At 43.5% G+C, this 17,660-nt stretch carries 14 protein-coding genes, 3 pseudogenes and 1 riboswitch; of the genes and pseudogenes, 13 read left to right on the forward strand and 4 right to left on the reverse strand.

Features of this window, described 5'->3' with window-relative positions; translation table 11 throughout:
• Positions 1-40: 40 nt before the first annotated feature.
• A pseudogene (locus ACUN2T_RS07250) lies at positions 41-772 on the forward strand (alanine/glycine:cation symporter family protein); the annotation flags it as partial.
• 106 nt (positions 773-878) lie between these two features.
• A pseudogene (locus tag ACUN2T_RS07255) lies at positions 879-1,028 on the forward strand (type VI secretion system contractile sheath domain-containing protein); the annotation flags it as partial.
• Between the two features lie 325 nt (positions 1,029-1,353).
• Here the strand turns inward: ACUN2T_RS07255 and ACUN2T_RS07260 are convergent.
• Positions 1,354-1,725, reverse strand: coding sequence for a helix-turn-helix domain-containing protein (locus ACUN2T_RS07260; protein ID WP_445496894.1), 372 nt, complete (start codon positions 1,723-1,725; stop codon positions 1,354-1,356).
• A gap of 294 nt (positions 1,726-2,019) precedes the next feature.
• On the opposite strand from ACUN2T_RS07260, the gene ACUN2T_RS07265 reads away from it, so the two are divergent.
• Together ACUN2T_RS07265 and ACUN2T_RS07270 are read left to right on the forward strand one after the other, a co-directional pair.
• A complete protein-coding gene (locus ACUN2T_RS07265) occupies positions 2,020-2,289 on the forward strand; it encodes a hypothetical protein (protein ID WP_445497826.1) in 270 nt (89 codons plus the stop codon).
• 518 nt (positions 2,290-2,807) lie between these two features.
• Complete coding sequence (locus tag ACUN2T_RS07270; protein WP_445496895.1) at positions 2,808-3,254, forward strand: helix-turn-helix transcriptional regulator; 447 nt, start codon at positions 2,808-2,810, stop codon at positions 3,252-3,254.
• Positions 3,255-3,640: 386 nt separating this feature from the next.
• Here the strand turns inward: ACUN2T_RS07270 and ACUN2T_RS07275 are convergent, their stop codons facing one another.
• Together ACUN2T_RS07275 and ACUN2T_RS07280 are read right to left on the reverse strand one after the other, a co-directional pair.
• A complete protein-coding gene (locus tag ACUN2T_RS07275; RefSeq protein WP_445496896.1) occupies positions 3,641-5,125 on the reverse strand; it encodes an aldehyde dehydrogenase family protein in 1,485 nt (494 codons plus the stop codon).
• A gap of 331 nt (positions 5,126-5,456) precedes the next feature.
• Complete coding sequence (locus ACUN2T_RS07280; RefSeq protein ID WP_445496897.1) at positions 5,457-6,593, reverse strand: ABC transporter substrate-binding protein; 1,137 nt, start codon at positions 6,591-6,593, stop codon at positions 5,457-5,459.
• Between the two features lie 506 nt (positions 6,594-7,099).
• Between ACUN2T_RS07280 and ACUN2T_RS07285 the strand changes: the two are divergent.
• From ACUN2T_RS07285 to ACUN2T_RS07310, 6 genes and pseudogenes are all read left to right on the forward strand, one after another.
• Positions 7,100-7,564: pseudogene (locus ACUN2T_RS07285) on the forward strand (hydroxylamine reductase); the annotation flags it as partial.
• Between the two features lie 226 nt (positions 7,565-7,790).
• A complete protein-coding gene (locus tag ACUN2T_RS07290) occupies positions 7,791-8,117 on the forward strand; it encodes a DUF6694 family lipoprotein (protein WP_445496898.1) in 327 nt (108 codons plus the stop codon).
• 165 nt (positions 8,118-8,282) lie between these two features.
• A riboswitch (M-box (ykoK) riboswitch) is annotated at positions 8,283-8,454 on the forward strand.
• Positions 8,455-8,528: 74 nt separating this feature from the next.
• Complete coding sequence (locus ACUN2T_RS07295; RefSeq protein WP_445496899.1) at positions 8,529-9,599, forward strand: magnesium transporter; 1,071 nt, start codon at positions 8,529-8,531, stop codon at positions 9,597-9,599.
• Positions 9,600-10,410: 811 nt separating this feature from the next.
• Positions 10,411-10,656, forward strand: coding sequence for a hypothetical protein (locus ACUN2T_RS07300; RefSeq protein ID WP_445496900.1), 246 nt, complete (start codon positions 10,411-10,413; stop codon positions 10,654-10,656).
• 224 nt (positions 10,657-10,880) lie between these two features.
• The gene (locus ACUN2T_RS07305) at positions 10,881-11,375 is read left to right on the forward strand and encodes a CesT family type III secretion system chaperone (protein WP_445496901.1); all 495 of its coding nucleotides are present in this window, start codon (positions 10,881-10,883) and stop codon (positions 11,373-11,375) included.
• A 33-nt stretch (positions 11,376-11,408) separates the two neighbouring features.
• A complete protein-coding gene (locus ACUN2T_RS07310) occupies positions 11,409-12,707 on the forward strand; it encodes a phospholipase (RefSeq protein ID WP_445496902.1) in 1,299 nt (432 codons plus the stop codon).
• A gap of 81 nt (positions 12,708-12,788) precedes the next feature.
• Here ACUN2T_RS07310 and ampC read toward each other — a convergent pair whose 3' ends face one another.
• Complete coding sequence (gene ampC, locus ACUN2T_RS07315; RefSeq protein WP_445496903.1) at positions 12,789-13,946, reverse strand: class C beta-lactamase; 1,158 nt, start codon at positions 13,944-13,946, stop codon at positions 12,789-12,791.
• Between the two features lie 399 nt (positions 13,947-14,345).
• Here ampC and agaR point away from each other — a divergent pair, with 399 nt between their 5' ends.
• From agaR to ACUN2T_RS07330, 3 genes are all read left to right on the forward strand, one after another.
• Complete coding sequence (gene agaR / locus ACUN2T_RS07320) at positions 14,346-15,119, forward strand: transcriptional repressor AgaR (protein WP_445496904.1); 774 nt, start codon at positions 14,346-14,348, stop codon at positions 15,117-15,119.
• Between the two features lie 65 nt (positions 15,120-15,184).
• The gene (locus ACUN2T_RS07325; protein ID WP_445496905.1) at positions 15,185-16,480 is read left to right on the forward strand and encodes a D-tagatose-bisphosphate aldolase, class II, non-catalytic subunit; all 1,296 of its coding nucleotides are present in this window, start codon (positions 15,185-15,187) and stop codon (positions 16,478-16,480) included.
• Entirely contained in the window at positions 16,477-17,658 is a 1,182-nt protein-coding gene (locus tag ACUN2T_RS07330) for an AgaS family sugar isomerase (protein ID WP_445496906.1), read from the forward strand. Before ACUN2T_RS07325 ends, ACUN2T_RS07330 begins: the two co-directional genes overlap by 4 nt.
• Positions 17,659-17,660 lie beyond the last annotated feature (2 nt).

Genomic DNA, 17,660 nt, shown 5'->3' on the forward strand with positions numbered 1-17,660 from the left:
TTAGATGATAGTACTATCAATTTACATTAAGGGACACAACCTAGTACCATTTATGACAGTTGCCTACTTAGCTGCCGGGATCATTGTTTTGGGAATGAATTTCAGCGAAATTCCCGCCGCGTTTGCTCTAATTGTTAAATCTGCATTTACGCCTGTTGCCGCGCAAGGTGGCTTTGCTGGTGCGGCAGTATGGGCGGCAATTCGTTTTGGTGTGGCCCGGGGCATTTTCTCTAACGAAGCGGGGCTGGGAAGTGCGCCGATTGCTCATGCAACAGCAAAAACCCAAAACCCGATTCGTCAGGGGTTGATTGCTATGCTCGGGACTTTCATTGACACCATTATTGTTTGTTCTATCACTGGCTTTACTATCGTCATTACGGGGGGGTGGTTAACCGGTCAGACTGGCGCGACACTGACAGCGGCCTCTTTCTCTGCGGTGATTCCTGGTGGAAACTATATTGTAGCAGGCGCTTTGATAATATTTGCTTTTACTACGATTCTTGGTTGGAGTTTCTACGGTGAGAAATGTATTCAGTATCTATTTGGGCAGAAAGCCATTACACCTTTCCGTGTGGTATGGATTATTGCTTTAATGGTTGGTGCGACTCAATCGTTGGATTTCGTCTGGCTACTGGCCGATACATTAAATGCAATGATGGCCATCCCGAACCTGATTGCACTGGCATTGTTAAGCCCGGTTGTTTACCGGCTAACAAAAGAGCATATTAAAGATGTGAATGCAGATAGTATTGATATTAAAACAAAACTTTGAATAAAAGCCTTCCAGTCTGGAAGGCTCAGATGGCTGACAAAGTGCTGGTTTTTTCCGGCATTTTGTTTCAATTAAGTTCGGTTCACCAAACGGAGCTGGCCGTCATGTCAGCCGTCAGTTGGATATGGTGATGCATAATCCGGCATTCCAGCAAGTTGCATCCGTCTGGTGTGGCCTGAAATTTTTGGTTGATCGGACAGATTTTCGTCAAAACGTCAGCATTGACGTATTGGATGTGACTAAAGACGACTTACGGTAGGATTTTTACGATGTGCCGGAAATTGTGCAAAGCGGCGGCTTTCCCTGTTGTAGTAACTAATATTATTGCCTTTACACACTTTCCCCGTTTAAATCCCATTAACTTAAATTTTCTCATCAATCCTTTCCTCAATAATATAACCAATCAACAAGTCGTCAGGGATTATTTCACCTTTAATCTCAATGTTTTTATTCCTAATTGTTACGAGTAATTCATCATCACTACCCTTAAAAAAACGGCGAACAAATAACATCTCGCTACTAATATAATATGGTTTTTTATCTGATTCTAGCTTGATGCAAATGATGTTTCTTTCATGTGTTTAACAGTATGTGTTATCGCACTCAACGATTAATTGGCTAATTTTTCTTGAAAATTTTTTATGAAGTTGGCTTTCTTTTATGATGGGTACGCTTATCGGGTTTATGTTTCCGTCTGGATTATTCTCTGATTCTTCTATGGAAGCAATGTCGTGCTCTTCCAATAGTTTTACAGAAACGCCAAAGAAATTAGCAACTTTTTCTACTGTGCCTTTCTGTATGTTTTTTATCTTGCCATCAAGAATTTTATACACAGTGGATCTTGTTACACCTGACTTTTCTGAGAAAGATAATTTGGATTCTTCTCTGCTTTTTATTAAATAGTTAATGTTTTTGACTATATTATCTTTTGTTTTTTTGACAGGTAAGGACATTTTTCATTCTCTAATGAGTTTTGGCAATCCGGCAATCCTATTCTATTAAGAAACTATTTTAAAATCAAAAGGACTCATGAAAAAAGACAGTTTGTGTGTTTTTTTGTGTTTTAATCTGGTACGATTTCTATCGATAATTATTTTTCTTTATTTCAATTTTTCAATGTAACGTCAGACAACTCCCGACTGGTACGAGTTGGGCGGAAGAGTTGCCTGTCCTATAAGTTAAATCTGGGTAACTATATGAAATATTGTTATATTCTCTATCATCATGAACGCCATTCCTCTTCAATAATGAATACGCTCTCTCAAGGGGGAGTGGAATGTTATATGCCTGTCAGGGAATGCTTTGTTCCTCGTCCAGATCGTAAGTCATTGCGCAGGGCAAAACCCAAGGCTTTATTCCCTTGCTATATGTTTGTTTTTTTAATCCTGAAGAGATTCATACAACAAAAATATCGGCAATTGATGGTGTCATTGGGTTTGTCCGATTCGGGAGTTATCCCTGCAAAGTACCTGAAAGTATTATTGTTGAACTTAAACTTTGCCGCCCAGAGATGTTGAGTGCAAATAATGAATGCCTCGAATTCAGGAATCCTCCCGATATTTTGTCAGAGAACATCCACCTTCTAAGTACGGTTCTAGCAGGAAAATTAAAAAGGTAATCGAAATACCGGATAGACATCTACGCTTACACTGCTTGATCTTATTGGCAAACACACTAGGCTTACGGCCTGAGGCTTATGTAAGGAAATGCTTATGCGTGATATGTCAAAAATAGCAAGAGGTAGGCCAGTCAGTTTAGTTTACCTTCAATTATCTGTGCAGTGAAAAACCATGCAGTTTTCTCGGTGATTGATAGCAAAAATGTAGATTAACGGTTCAAAAAATGAACGAAATTGACGTTTTCTCTTCACCTTCAGCCAGTCCAAATGAATTGATATGCAAACAGGGTATTTATCAAAGTTAATCAACTCCCTAAAGATTTTGATGTTATCGGGTATTCTGAAAAAGAATTACTCACACCATTTCATGATTTTTCCCATTTGTTTGAAGAGCACGACAGTAAGGTCTTAAAGCATATGCAGCGAATATCAGCCATAGGGATTTATCCAGTAGGGAAAGGTAAACGATTTAGATCTTATTTTTATAACAAATCCCCATTAATGGATGAAAATAATCAATGTATTGGTGTGGTTTCTCATGCCAGAGAAATAGAGTATTTTGCAATGGCTCATTATATTAAACATCATATTTTTACCCCGGTTAAATTTGAGCCGCCGAACGATATATTAAAAGAGAACGAGTGGGTGGTTACTTTCCTGTTTTTCTGCGGTCTCAGTAATAAAGATATAGCGGTCAAAATGGGTATTTCATGCCGTACTGTGGAAAGATCTTTCGAAGATATCTATGAGAAACTTTCTGTTGGCTCAGTTATGGAGTTAAGAATATTTTGTAAAGAAAATGGTTATGATCTTTATGTTCCACCAAGAGATGATAAACCTATGGGCTATTTCTTATTAAATTAATATTATGATCTGCCAAGTTTTAGGGATTACAAATAAGAAGCTTGACTTGTCTATTAGTATTACCGTTACTAATTATCTAATGATTTCTGTGATTATTAGATAATATTATTATGGAATTATATGAACTTTCAGTAAAGGGTATTTCACTTGTGTAACGCTTGATTGATCGCCGCCCGCACAAGGGGTCGGTGGATAGCGGGGATATTCAGTATCGTCGGAGCTAAAATGGTGCTTGGGTGGGTGATCAAACCGGCTTAAGGGGGAAAAATGGACACAGCATTTTTCATTATGAAAAAAACCAACCTCATTATTTTGAATGAGGTTGGCCTGCGGTCTGAGCCTTCCAGATTAGAAGGCTTCTTTAAATCACTAATCACTGATTGAGATTATTCTTCACTGGTTTTGATGTAGATGTTCTTAACCTGAGTATAAGAATCCAGCATCATTTTGTGTGTTTCTCTGCCAAGGCCCGATTTTTTATAGCCGCCAAATGGTGCGTGAGCGGGTAGTTCATGGTAAGTGTTAACCCACATGCGACCCGTTTTGACAGCTTTGGAGACACGTAATGCGCGGTTGATATCTTGTGTCCAGACAGCACCACCAAGACCATAATCAGAATCATTCGCCATTCTGATCACATCGTCTTCTGTACTGAATGGAATGACGGTCAATACAGGACCAAAGATTTCTTCGCGTGCTACCTGCATTTCATTAGTGGCATTGATAATGATGGTTGGTTGAATAAAGAAGCCATCATCATAACCTTCGCCAGTAATCCGTTTGCCACCCGTCAGGATAGTTGCACCCTCTTTTTTCGCAATATCGACATAACTGAGAATTTTTTCCATCTGTTCTTGGCTTATCTGGCTTCCCATTTGGGTTTCTTTTTCCAACGGATCACCAACCCGGACAGATTCAAATTCTGTTTTCAGAGAGTTAAGGAATTCATCATGAATATCTTTATGCAGGAATAACCGGGAACCTGATTCACACGCTTGCCCTTGATTCAGCAAAATAGCTTTGGCCGCATATTTTACGGCTTTTTTCATATTGGCATCAGGGAAGATAATATTGGCTGATTTACCGCCAAGTTCCAGTGTGGCAGGGATAAGCTTTTTGGCCGCAGCTTCGGCTACGGTATAACCTACTCTGGTGGAACCCGTGAATGCCACTTTTTCGACATCTTCATGGTCCAGAATAGCTTGACCGACGACGGATCCCCGACCTGTAACAATATTAACCACCCCAGCCGGCAGGACTTTATTCAGTATCCGGCCCAATTCAAGCAGTGTGATGGGTGTCATTGTTGCTGGATTAATCACAATGGTGTTACCCGCCGCAAGAGCCGGAGCCAGTTTCCATGCCGCCATCAATAACGGGAAGTTCCAGGGAATAACCTGCCCGACAACACCAATGGGTTCACGGATCACCAGGCTGAGTGTGTTACTATCGAGAACTGAAGCTTCGTCAGTATGGGCACGGATCACGCCGGCAAAATAGCGGAACTGGTCAATGGAGGCGGGTAGATCCATATTCCGAGATTCATTTAATGGCTTACCTGAATCCAGTGATTCAAGAATGGCAAAACGTTCTTGTTCTACTTCCAGTAAGTCAGCAATTTTCAGTAAAACAGCTTGTCTTTCGATTGGGGAGGTTTGACTCCATGCAGAGAACGCTTTTTTCGCGGCGCTGACAGCAAGATCAACATCTTCGGCATTACCGGATGCATATTCAGCTAATAATTCACCTGTCGCCGGGTTATAACTCTTCGTTGTTTCTTTAGATACACTATCTACCCATTGCCCACCGATAAGCATTTTATAGGATTTAACAGGCAACATCTCTTTCTCAATATCATGTAATCGTTTCATTAACATACTCCGGTTACTTTGGTTTAAGAATAGTGACAATTAGAATCTATTTCATTAGGTTATTTTATTTTTCATGATGATTAATAACATTATTGAGATAGCCTCTTAATATAGTTTCATTATGTGAATATATTTGCACTTTACATTTATTACCTGATCAGATTTTTCTTGTTATGTTTTATATTTTTTAGTACCTGTATAGTAGAGTACAAAATAATGGATGTCTATTAGCATGTTATATAAGATATCACGCATATTAACGAGCGAAAATTATAAATAAATAGTGAAATTAAATATCCGTTGGAATATTCCAACGGATTGAAATGAAATATTATTTTGCTGTGACCCAAAATACTCCGCTACCATCAAGGGTTGTAAAGGTTTTATGCAGATATAGGCTGTCGGCTTGCGGATCGATATCTTCGAACAAATCCGGGTGCAGGAATTTCGCTATAACTTCAACGGCAATAATGTTAAACGGCGTATCGTAATATTGGTGATAGAGTGCGATTACCCGCTTTTCGCGGAATGCTCTTAATACGTTCAGTTTTGGTCGTGTCAGTAGTTTTTCCAGCCGTTCCTGTGATTGTTTTAGATTGCCGGTATAACCCAATGGTACTGAAAGGCTTTCTGGGCGAACTTTGTCCCAGTCTGCGGCGGTCATCAGATAAAATTCAGGATTGCTGACGATTAATTGTTCTTCGTTTACCTCTCCACCTATACTTGGAAACCAACGGGCACCAAGGTTATCACCCCCTGCGGCAGTAACAAATTCACCAAAATTGCTATTACCGAAAGTTTTACAGCAATGCTCCGCGCCAAACATTCCTGCATGGCGTTCGATAAACACAGGAGGTCGCTGTTCTTTACCCAGTGTACCAACTCGTTCATTAATTGTTTTCATCCTCTCCTGATAGAAAGCAATAAATTTTTGTGCGTTTTCTTCCTCGCCGAATACTTTCCCAAGTAGCGTCATACTGGGAATAGTATTTGCCAGTGAATATTGACGGAAATCGATAAAGATAACGGGAATACCGGCTTTCTCAAGTAAAGTAATGGTTCTGCTATCATTGAGTTTGGCTTGGAGGCCAATATCGAAAATAACCAGGTCGGGTTTATAAGTCAGTGCTTTTTCAACGCTGAAATCGCTTTGATAAGGGTTAGGAAATACGGGAATATTGCGTAACTGTGGAAAGTCTTTCCCATAAGCGGTTGCCAAGTCTGGCGATTTGATTTCCAGTGCATTATCCCAAGCGACAATCCCTTTAAGCGGATTATCGGGATGAAGAATATTAAGAGCAATCAATACCCGGCTGTCAGCCAGCATAACCCGATTGACCGGCGCATTAACGTTAACCTCCCGGCCAGTGACATCCTTGACGATAATTTCTTTTGCCTGAGTAAAGACAGGCAATAGTATCAATATGGCAGTCAGAAAATATTTTGCAGTACGATGGATGACTGACATTATTTCTCCTTTGTTTTGAGTTTTATCTGCTGGTTTTCAACATGAGATTTTGTATCAGAAGCTCATTGTTGCTTGAATAAAGAACGTTCTTGGTTGGCCGGTGTATTTGAAAATTGTGGTTGGCCGTGAAGTGCAACGGAAAGTCGTAATACGCTATCTATTAGAGTAGTTAAGTCAGGCGATAAACTCAGGTACGATTTCATCTGATTGGGACCACATCTGTTCATGCTAAACTCGGAATGATAATGATAACGATTTATATTAATCAAATGGTTTTAGTGTCTCTGGTGAATAATATTTTTATTTTTTACTATTTACTAATAATAACAATGAATTAAGTTATGGTTGCTATCCGGTTAATTGATGTTCCCGTCTTAAAATACCTCTGTATTTCGAAGTTTCGCCAGATCAAACAAAGGTTAAGTTGTAGATAAAATGCTTTTTTACAACAGGAAAAGTTGCAATTTTATACATGCATATTAAATATAATTTATAAGGAACACATCATGTTCTGGGTGCAATGTGAACAAACAATCCGAACTCCTGCCGGTAATGGTTGTACTTACGCGCAAGGGGTGTGTGGTAAAACGGCTGAAACTGCTGACTTACAGGATTGATTGGTTGCTGTTTTGCAAGGGCTTTCCGCTTGGGTAATAACAGCGCGGGAATTGAGTATTGTCGATCATGATATTGACAGTTTTGCTCCACGTATATTTTTCTCCACACTGACCAATGTTAACTTCGATACTTTGCGGATTATCGGTTATATCAAAGACGCTATTTATTTGCGGGAATCACTGGCAAATCGCTGTCGTTTGGCGAATTCTGCGATTAATGTTAATCATCCGATGGCGGCGTTGCAGCTGGCAGGAGAAGATATGCATGGTCTTCGTATGCTTTGCTTGTATGACCTGAAAGGTGCGGCGGCTTATATGGAACACACACATGTACTTGGGCAAATATTTAATGAGAAATTTGGTATGCTTCCAATCACCACTGTTGAGCAGGACTGACAGGATATTCTGACAGCTTGATAAATTGTTGTCAGGGAGTTTTGGTAAGGAGAAATTGTTTTGGAATAGAATAAATGGAAAATTTCATTTTATTTCTATTATTTATCAGTTTAGCTAATTATAAACGGTTTATTGTTTCTGCTTCTGTTATTATTCCCTTGTTTGATATTCTGCGGGGGTGAATATGAAAAAATTGTTAGCAATTTGTTTGTTAGGATCTGTATTAGCTGGCTGTGATAACCAGCCTAAAATTGACGCTTCTAATGAAATCGCGTTGAAAACGTCCATTGAGAAGGTAAGAGATGCGCTGCCTGGTGATAAAAAAGTTAAGTTTGATGAATCAATTCAGGCAGCTATGTTTAATAGCATCGATTTTAATGACTTGGCCAAATCAGGTGCTAATGGCGACATAAAAGAATTGAAACAAAAATTTTATAAATCCTTAGATGGTAAAACGGCTGACCAACTGATTACTGAGGCTGAAAGAGTTAGAGTTGAAGCTAAGAAATAAGAAAATAAATAATTCCTTTATAGGATTATTTGCACTAAACGGCAAAAGGTGAAGATCTGTGCCGTTTTTTTATTGTTGTCAGTAACTTAAATTAAATCTAAACAAACAGACTATTAATCTTGAATTATTTTGATTTTTGTTTATAATTTGCACCGCATTATAAGTGCAGTATCTCGTTAGGCGAGGCTCCTATACAAACACAGGTTGCTGATCTGACGACGTCGAGAGACGCCCAAGATTAGGACAGGATATATCGAACCAAGGTATATCCCCATGTAACTTTCTGAGAATTCAGGATACGTTGTATAGTGCTAAAACTGAGACGTGGAGATAGCTGTTGCATTCTCTCATCTGGTTTCGCCCCTATGTGAGTACTGTTTGAAGTTCACAACAGTAATAGGGACTAACATCATGAAAGTCACATCCCATGAAAAAGTGGATGTATTAGCTATGGCTAATCATTCCATTAATGAAAAAAACGCTGATCAGCGACAGAAACATCAATTGAAAAATGAAGATGCAACTGTCAGTGCATATATGAGCCAGTGTTTTATTTCTGTATCCGTTGCTGACTCTGTTTTATCAGTAAAAAGTAATCTGATTGATCAGCTTGAAGGAGAACAGATCCCAACCTATCTATATGTCGTTGATAATGAAGGCTATCTGAATGGCATATTACCGGTAAAAGTGTTATTGACGGTAGCTGATGATTTATTTGTATCAGATATTATGAGGCAAAGTTATTTTTCCGTATCACCGGAACAGCCGCGTCATGATGTTTATGGTTTGATAAATCACAGTGGCATGGATAGTGTACCAGTTATTCATTTTGGCAAATTAGTGGGAGTGCTGCGACCACAGGATATTGCTGAATTGATCGAAGATGAAAATACATTAGACGCTCATTTGCAAGGGGCAACCTTGCCTTTGGATAAACCTTATCTCAGCACCAGCCCGATAACATTATGGCGTAAGCGGGTTGGTTGGTTATTGTTATTATTTGTTGCAGAAGCCTATACCGGCGCGGTACTTAAAGCTTTTGAAGATCAACTGGAAGCGGCAATTTCTTTGGCGTTTTTCATCCCGTTATTAATTGGAACGGGGGGGAACAGTGGTACACAGATTACCTCAACATTAATCAGAGCAATGGCATTGGGGGAAGTGAGTTTGCGTAATTTGGGGGCTGTGTTACGCAAAGAGGTTTCCACTTCATTTTTAGTTTCTGTAACGATTGGTTTTGCTGCGCTTATCCGTGCTTGGGTATTAGGTGTAGGCATTGAGGTGACAATTGTTGTCAGTTTGACCATCATTGCTATTACCGTCTGGAGTGCTATTGTTTCTTCCATTATTCCGATGGTATTAAAAAGGTTTTCTATTGATCCGGCTGTTGTATCTGCGCCTTTTATTGCCACGTTTATCGATGGTACCGGCCTGATTATTTATTTCGAAATAGCTAAGTTAGTGATGACAGAACTGGCTTAATATTATCAATAAGATGCCCATAATAATTGGGCATCTTATTGGCTGGATGTGAGTTTTTTTATAATTTTTGGCAGTTAAAGTAATTTATTTATTTATTTTTAAGATGATTGTGGTATATTTTAAATGCTTAAATGCTTAAATGCTTAAATGCTTAAATGCTTAAATGCTTAAATGCTTAAATGCTTAAATGCTTAAATGCTTAAATGCTTAAATGCTTAAATGCTTAAATGCTTAAATGCTTAAATGCTTAAATGCTTAAATGCTTAAATGCTTAAATGCTTAAATGCTTAAATGCTTAAATGCTTAAATGCTTAAATGCTTAAATGCTTAAATGCTTAAATGCTTAAATGCTTAAATGCTTAAATGCTTAAATGCTTAAATGCTTAAATGCTTAAATGCTTAAATGCTTAAATGCTTAAATGCTTAAATGCTTAAATGCTTAAATGCTTAAATGCTTAAATGCTTAAATGCTTAAATGCTTAAATGCTTAAATGCTTAAATGCTTAAATGCTTAAATGCTTAAATGCTTAAATGCTTAAATGCTTAAATGCTTAAATGCTTAAATGCTTAAATGCTTAAATGCTTAAATGCTTAAATGCTTAAATGCTTAAATGCTTAAATGCTTAAATGCTTAAATGCTTAAATGCTTAAATGCTTAAATGCTTAAATGCTTAAATGCTTAAATGCTTATACCCAATAGATTTCAAGATGCTTCGCGACGGCAAGGGAGTGAATCCCCGGGAGCATAGATCACTATCGTGAACTGCGTTGGCTGTTGATTAGCTTGTTTTTGCGGTTGCGAAAGGAGGTATTGGCTACTGCATCTCCCGAAGTTCGTGATTATATTGATGGAATGACTGTCTATTACAGCGGTTGTTTATTCTGGGTTCAGACTTGTAAGCGCTATTGTTCCATCAATGGTCTTTCCCACGTCGGTGTATTTGAAGGGGGATTGTTCACTGATATTTTGCCCCTGGAGAGTTTCGAATCGCTAGGGCTTCCCTCTTTTGAATGGTGGTGGGAATACGATCCGGCCCGCAAAACTCATGTGCGTTAAGGGATGGTGAATGAAAAGGATTGCTTGTCAATAAAGTGATTGTCTGTATCTCATCACATCTGAGGCGTATGAGCCGTACTTTCACGGTGCAACCCGCCGATAAGTCGCTATTTCGACGTCGATATAAAAAACTTCGCCCCGGAGATAAATCATGGCTTGCCAGTGATTGTTAACATACTCCCACTTCCCACTTACGTGCGAAACCCTTCCGTTTGCAAGGGATAATGAGCGGAGAACATCAAGTGAAAGCATATCAGCAGACAGTATCGGAATGGCTGCGCCTTGTTGGTGAACGCCAAGGCGTGGCTTTGAGCCTCGGCAGCGATGGTCACTGTACAGCACCTTTCGGCCAAGGTGGAGAGTGCATCATTGAAGTGCCGGATAATGACGACGTTCAGGCATTTTATATCTATATTCCTTTGTTGCGATTGCCGGCAGATGAACCGGACCAGTTGATGCTGACCCGGGCTGCCCTTGAACTGAATATGTTCGGTCTCACCACGGGTGGCAGTCAGATCAGCCTGGACAGTCGTACCAATTATCTGGTGTTGAGCTTCTCTGCGTTGATCGAGATGTTCGATGAAACTGCATTTATGCAGACTCTGGGTGAGTTTCTCGATCTTGGGATCAACTTGCAGGCCCAGTTTCAGGTGATTAACTCTCAGCAGAATGGAGCATCTACACTGCATCCATTACCAGGTTCAGCCATCGTATGCTGAATGGCAGTCATCTTAATAACAAAGGAGAATAAGATGTCTATTCAAGGTCTTGGGCACACTCCCAGCGCCACTGCATTGTCGCCCCTTTTGAACGGGGAAGTACAGACACCATCTCGTAATAACAATGTTCATCATCATCTTGCCTCCCATTACACCAGTACTGCCCTTGGTACTTTGGTGTCACCGGGCAAGGTGCTGACTACCACACTGAAATATCTGACCCTGAGCGCCCCAGCCCGCAAGATTGGCACTGCCATACAGGGAGGGCATGACTCCCATGCACAGAGCGCCAAAGGTAAGGCGCGTTACTGGACCGGGGCTATTATCAAAGGATTAGCTAATATTACTGGTGGTGCCAGTAGCGTAACGAGTGGTGCAATTTCGGTCGGTGTGGCAGGCGTTAAAAACCTGGCGGAATCTACGGGGCGTTTGCTGGCATCTTCTGCTCTGGGGCTGGCTGGCGCGGGTATGAAGGGAATTTCGCATCTACCGCTTGGTGCGTCCGATCGTCTGCAAGCTGGAACCCATGCCGAACAATTGCTGAATACTGCTAAGGTGCTTGTCAAACCAACGTTTGTGGCTAAAGCAGAGCAAGAGCCGTTGAATGCGGTGGGAGCCCGGGCAGTGATGGATGCGGCCCAATTGGCGAGAGTCAGCTGCTCCAGTAGTTATCGGGATATGCCGGCAGGTTACAGTCATGCCACCTTGGCTGATATCCCGTCCTCAATATTGGCTCGTCGGGAGGACGGCAGTGGCGGGACGGGCAGTGAGTTGACCCTGCATGTTCGCCATGGCAAGGGGGAGAATGAGCCTTTAATCCTTGAGGGGGATGCCTGGTCTGCGCTCAAGGTTGCTGTCTATAAGCGTGATGATACCATGGTGCTTTCCTTCGTGGGCACCCAGCCAGCCAAGCGTCCTGGTACTGTGAAGAGTGATGTTGGAGCGGCTTTAGGGATCAAGGACAGCGCGTTTCAGGATGCTGACCGTTTGGTCAAGGCCTTTACCAAACAATATGGTGGCAAGGTTGAGGTACTGGGCCACTCCTTAGGCGGCGGGTTGGCGCAATATGCGGGCATCAAACATGGGATCAAGGTCACCGCATTCAACAGCATGGGATTGCATGTAGGATTGCGGGATCGGCTGGCCGACAAGCTGGATAGTGCCAACGTCACCCACATCAATACCAGTAGCGATCCGCTGAGTCAGAAAGCCGAACATGGTATTTTGGGACTGGATGCCTCTTCTCAGGTAGGCAAGCGTTATGTGATTGAGCACTCAGGCGGTCACCGCATGGAGGCGGTGACCGCTGGTCTGGAAGCCTTACTCGCTTAATCACTGGATATGTTATGGACAACGCCTCCTGCGGGAGGCGTTGTGGCTGTCAATAGACACTGTATTTAACGCAGTTGCGCGTTATTTCAGCGCATTGAGGATTTGCCAAGCTGCTTTGATGCGCGCCTCGTTGGGGTAGTTTTTATTGGCTAGCAGCACAATACCCATTTGCTCTTGCGGCACAAACGCGACATACACGCCGAAACCATTGGTGGAGCCGGTTTTATTGATAAAAAGCGCCTCCGTTGGCGGTTCAGGCGGCGACAATTCCGTGGTTTTGTTGGCCTGATAAGCGATCTGCGCCGAGTTGCCGCTCAGTACCTGCTCAAGGGTAACGGGCCAGTGATAAAGCTCCCAACCCAGCCCTTGCGTCATTTCCCCTACCCGGTAATAGCCGGTATGGGTTGCCCGAATGGCCTGTGCCAGCTTGCTATCACTTATGCGGGAAGGATCGATATTCGCATCAACGAAGCTGATCATATCCTGCGCACTGGCTTTCAGACCATAGGCTTCCTCATCCAGTACGCCGGCGTTTACGTGAATCGGTTTATTCTCTTTTGAATAACCCCAGGCATAATTCTTCATATCCTGCGCGGGTACGTTAAACTGGGCATGATGCAGACCAAGCGGTGAAAGAATCTGGTTTGTCACCAGCATTGAGTAAGGTTTTCCAAGGCGTTGGGCCGCGATATAGCCCGCCAGGCCAATGCTAGGATTGGAGTACTGGCGGTAGGTTCCAGGCGTATACTGCGGTTGCCAGTGCTGATACCAGTTCACCATTTTGCTATTGCTGTCGATCTCGTCAGGGAATTGTAATGGCAGGCCGCCTGCGGTATAGGTGGCAATATTCAGCAGGCTTATGTTGTCAAAGGCGCTGCCTGCAAGCGGTTGAAAATGCTGGCTGGCCTTATCGGAGAGGGAAATGGCTCCCGTCACTTGCGCCCAAGAAATTAGGCTGGCAGCAAAGGTTTTGCTGACTGAGCCTAATTCAAAGATCGTCTCTTTGGTGACCGGCGTGTTGTTCTCTTTTGACGCGTCACCGTATTGATAGAAAAAATGCTGACCGTGGAAAGTTACCGCAATCGCCATTCCTGGAATGTCATATTCCTGCATCAGGGAGTGTATGGTCTTATCAACAGTATTTGTCAGATGGGACTGATCGGGTGTATTCGAAGCCTGAGCGCCGAGAGAAGCGGCGAGCAATAACCCGCCAGTCAGCACCGAAAATCGTTTTGTCATGTGGTATGTCCTTAATATTACAGCGAGAGCGCTCAGTTCTGGATTCTATCAGTCTTTTCACACCCAATCACAAAATTTGTGATCTCTATCACCTGACAAAATAAAACTTTTCGGTTGCTGATTGAAAACCAAGGGCTTTCATTTTTTTATATCAATTTCTACTAAAAAAGCGGATGAAAGCTTATGTTGGGGCGAGTATCAGAAACGATAGAACTTAATATTCTCTTTCGTTTTGTTTTTAATCGAAACCTTTTTAACCTTATTTTGTCTATATAATAGACTGTAATACCGATCACAATTTCATTTCATTGCTTTTGTTGTAATTTAATCGAAAGAGAGAGAAAGCAATTCATCACAGGCGACGTGAACTTGTTGCTGAAATCTGAGGAGTATCACGGAATGGCAATGGACACTGTAAAAAGACGTGAACAGATTATTGACCTGCTGTGCCATGAGGGCAGTGTACGTGTTGAGCATTTGAGTTCCCGTTTTGGGGTTTCCAGCGTCACTATCCGTAATGACCTGCGTTATCTGGAGCAAAAAGGCTGTGCGCTGCGTTCTTATGGCGGAGCCATGTTGAATCAGCAATTCGCCTTTGATCGCCCCCTGCAAGATAAAGGCCGGATGAATCGCGATGTGAAATCACGTATTGCGGCCAGGGCGGCACAGTTTGTTAAGGATGGTGATGCCCTGATCCTTGATTCCGGTTCCACGACTACGCAAATCGTGCCATATCTTAAGGAGCGGCGTGATTTGGTGGTAATGACTAACGCGTTGAATATCGCCTATGAACTGGCGGGATTTGATCGGATGGAGGTGATGGTGCTTGGCGGGAGTGTGCGTCAGAACTCCTACTCGCTTTATGGTCCGGCGGCGGAACAGCAATTGCGTCAGTATCGCTTTAATACTCTGTTTCTTGGTGTCGATGGATTTGATCTGGAAGCAGGGATTACTACGCCCCATCCCGGCGAAGCTCACCTTAATCGCGTAATGTGTGAGGTGGCGCATGAAATTATCGCTGTGGCGGATGCCAGTAAATTTGGGCGCAGAAGCTTTTGTCTGATCCGTCAGGCTGGACAGATTCATCGGCTGATTACTGACAGCCGGATCCCCGATAACTACAAGCGGGCATTAACTGAACTCGGCGTAGATGTGGTTATTGCCGACGAATAACGCTTACGGCGATTAGAACCTGCCTAAGAGTTTATAAACGGATTTTTGCCCGCATGGGAGACACCATGCAGTCACTATTACAACTTATTCGTCGCCATAAATCAGGTGAAGCGGTGGGGATCTATTCGGTCTGTTCCGCCCATCCCTGGGTATTGGAAAGTGCTTTGCGCGTCGCTAAAGAGCGTAAGACGCCGATACTGATTGAAGCAACGTCTAATCAGGTTAATCAGTTTGGTGGTTATACCGGTATGCAGCCCACTCAGTTCCGTGATGCAGTTTGGCGACAAGCTGATCTTATCGGCTTGCCGCGTGATCGTGTTTGGTTGGGTGGTGATCATCTTGGGCCGAACGCCTGGCAGGATCGGACCGCAGCGGAAGCGATGAAATTGGCTGAAACGTTGATACACGATTATGTGGCCGCAGGATTTCGTAAGATCCACCTCGATTGCTCTATGTCTTGCGCCGATGATCCAACACCGCTTGGTGATAATGAGATTGCGGTACGTGCGGCGCGTTTGTGCCAGGTGGCAGAACGTTGCTGGCAACAGGTGGGGGGAGAATCACCGGTTTATGTGATCGGTACCGAAGTGCCGGTCCCGGGAGGCGCTAAAGAAGCGTTGGAAGGAATGCAGGTCACGACACCTCAGGCAGCGGCCACAACGTTGAATGTACATCAACAAGCCTGGCGATTGGCCGGGCTGGAACAGGTATGGCCGCGGGTGATTGCGCTGGTGGTGCAGCCGGGTGTGGAGTTCGATCACCATAATGTTGAACATTATCAATCGGGACGCGCAGCGGCACTGAGTCAATATATCGAATCTCAGCCTTACTTGGTCTATGAAGCGCATTCTACCGATTATCAAACTGCACAGGCTTACCGTGAATTGGTACGTGATCATTTCGCTATTCTGAAAGTCGGTCCCGCTTTGACTTTTGCCCTGCGTGAGGCGCTTTTTGCGCTAGATAGAATTGATGGTGAATGGAATGGGGAACAAAAAGCTGTGCATCTGTGTGCCACACTGGAACAGGTTATGCTTAAACAGCCGGAATATTGGAACCGCTATTACCACGGTACACCGCATCAGCAGCTTATTGATCGTCAATACAGTTTGAGCGATCGCGTGCGTTACTACTGGCCGCATCCACAGGTACAACAGGCAGTGAGTACTTTGATGGATAATTTGCGCCGTCATCCGGTTTCCCTTTCACTACTGAGTCAGTACCTGCCAGAGCAAGCGCAGGCAGTTAACGCGGGAAGGTTGGAAAATGACCCGCATGCCTGGGTGTTGGACAAGATTCGTTCTGTGCTCTTGAGTTATGCTCAGGCTTGTGAGTCTGAGGCACAAGGAGCTCTCGTATGAATGAGCTGTTTTTCTATACCGAAGCTTGGCTGCGTGAGCATCACGCATTGCATACCGCCAGAGAGATTCACCAACAGCCTGCGCTTTGGCGTCAGTTATATCAAAACCTGCAATGTGAGGAAGCGTTGTGGCGACCCTTTTTGCTGCCTTTGCTGTCTGATCCGCAGTTACAGATAGTGTTGTGTGGCGCAGGTTCATCTGCGTTTGTCGGGCGCGCGCTGGCTCCCTGGTTGCGTGAGCAGTGCGGGCTGAATGTGGTTGCGTACAGTACCACGGACATTGTGCCTTCTCCTTTGCAATACCTCGATCCAACACGTTCAACGTTGCTGATTTCTTATGGGCGATCCGGCAATAGTCCGGAGAGCGTGGCAGCGGTAAAACTGGCAGATCAGGTACTGTCACGCTGTTATCACCTGATGTTGACCTGCAATCCTGATGGTGAACTGGCACGTTATGCCGAAGGACGCGCTCATGTCTGTTCATTAAATATGCCGCAGGGTTCTCATGACCAGAGTTTTGCCATGACGTCCAGTTTCAGTTGTATGACGCTGGCGACAGCGTTGCTGTTAGGGCGGTTAACGCTGGAACAGAGTGGTGTGCTACTGATGGCGATGGCTGCATTGTGCGAGCGCGAGTGGAGACAGTGGCAGGTACAGACTAAGCGACTGGCTCGCAGCGGTTTTAAGCGCATGATGTGTCTGGGCTCCAGTTGTTTTACCGGTATAGCCGAAGAAGGGGCGCTCAAGATGCTGGAGTTGACCGCCGGGTATATCGCCACCCGTTACGATTCGTCGATGGGAGTGCGTCATGGACCGAAGTTTATGATCGAACGCGATACGCTGGTGGTCATGATGCTTTCTGCTGATAAGTATCGTCGTCGTTATGATCTCGATTTGTGGCATGAACTGAATCATGACGGACTGGCGCGTCAGGTTGTTGCTCTGAGTGGCACGCCGGGGGAAGGATTGACAGCGATTAACAGTGAACAAGATGATATCTGGCTGCTTTTTCCCTATTTGATGTTTTTGCAGATGTTAGCGTTTGAAACCTCGCTGGCGTTGGGTATCACGCCAGACAATCCATGCCCAACAGGGGAGGTCAACCGTGTGGTGAAGGGGGTGGAAATTTATCCTTATCTCCCATCTTATTCACAAAGAACAGCATGTAAGCAGGAGTGATT

Source organism: Photorhabdus machadonis, assembly GCF_052657765.1.

What these genes read in the sequence shown, in the direction of transcription:
- ACUN2T_RS07305 (WP_445496901.1), top strand. Translation starts at nt 10,881, where the DNA reads ATGAGCGGAGAACATCAAGTGAAAGCATATCAGCAGACAGTATCGGAA.
- ACUN2T_RS07280 (WP_445496897.1), bottom strand. Translation starts at nt 6,593, where the DNA reads ATGTCAGTCATCCATCGTACTGCAAAATATTTTCTGACTGCCATATTG.
- ACUN2T_RS07270 (WP_445496895.1), top strand. Translation starts at nt 2,808, where the DNA reads ATGCAGCGAATATCAGCCATAGGGATTTATCCAGTAGGGAAAGGTAAA.
- ACUN2T_RS07290 (WP_445496898.1), top strand. Translation starts at nt 7,791, where the DNA reads ATGAAAAAATTGTTAGCAATTTGTTTGTTAGGATCTGTATTAGCTGGC.
- ampC (WP_445496903.1), bottom strand. Translation starts at nt 13,946, where the DNA reads ATGACAAAACGATTTTCGGTGCTGACTGGCGGGTTATTGCTCGCCGCT.
- ACUN2T_RS07275 (WP_445496896.1), bottom strand. Translation starts at nt 5,125, where the DNA reads ATGAAACGATTACATGATATTGAGAAAGAGATGTTGCCTGTTAAATCC.
- ACUN2T_RS07265 (WP_445497826.1), top strand. Translation starts at nt 2,020, where the DNA reads ATGAATACGCTCTCTCAAGGGGGAGTGGAATGTTATATGCCTGTCAGG.
- ACUN2T_RS07325 (WP_445496905.1), top strand. Translation starts at nt 15,185, where the DNA reads ATGCAGTCACTATTACAACTTATTCGTCGCCATAAATCAGGTGAAGCG.
- ACUN2T_RS07295 (WP_445496899.1), top strand. Translation starts at nt 8,529, where the DNA reads ATGAAAGTCACATCCCATGAAAAAGTGGATGTATTAGCTATGGCTAAT.
- agaR (WP_445496904.1), top strand. Translation starts at nt 14,346, where the DNA reads ATGGCAATGGACACTGTAAAAAGACGTGAACAGATTATTGACCTGCTG.
- ACUN2T_RS07310 (WP_445496902.1), top strand. Translation starts at nt 11,409, where the DNA reads ATGTCTATTCAAGGTCTTGGGCACACTCCCAGCGCCACTGCATTGTCG.
- ACUN2T_RS07260 (WP_445496894.1), bottom strand. Translation starts at nt 1,725, where the DNA reads ATGTCCTTACCTGTCAAAAAAACAAAAGATAATATAGTCAAAAACATT.
- ACUN2T_RS07330 (WP_445496906.1), top strand. Translation starts at nt 16,477, where the DNA reads ATGAATGAGCTGTTTTTCTATACCGAAGCTTGGCTGCGTGAGCATCAC.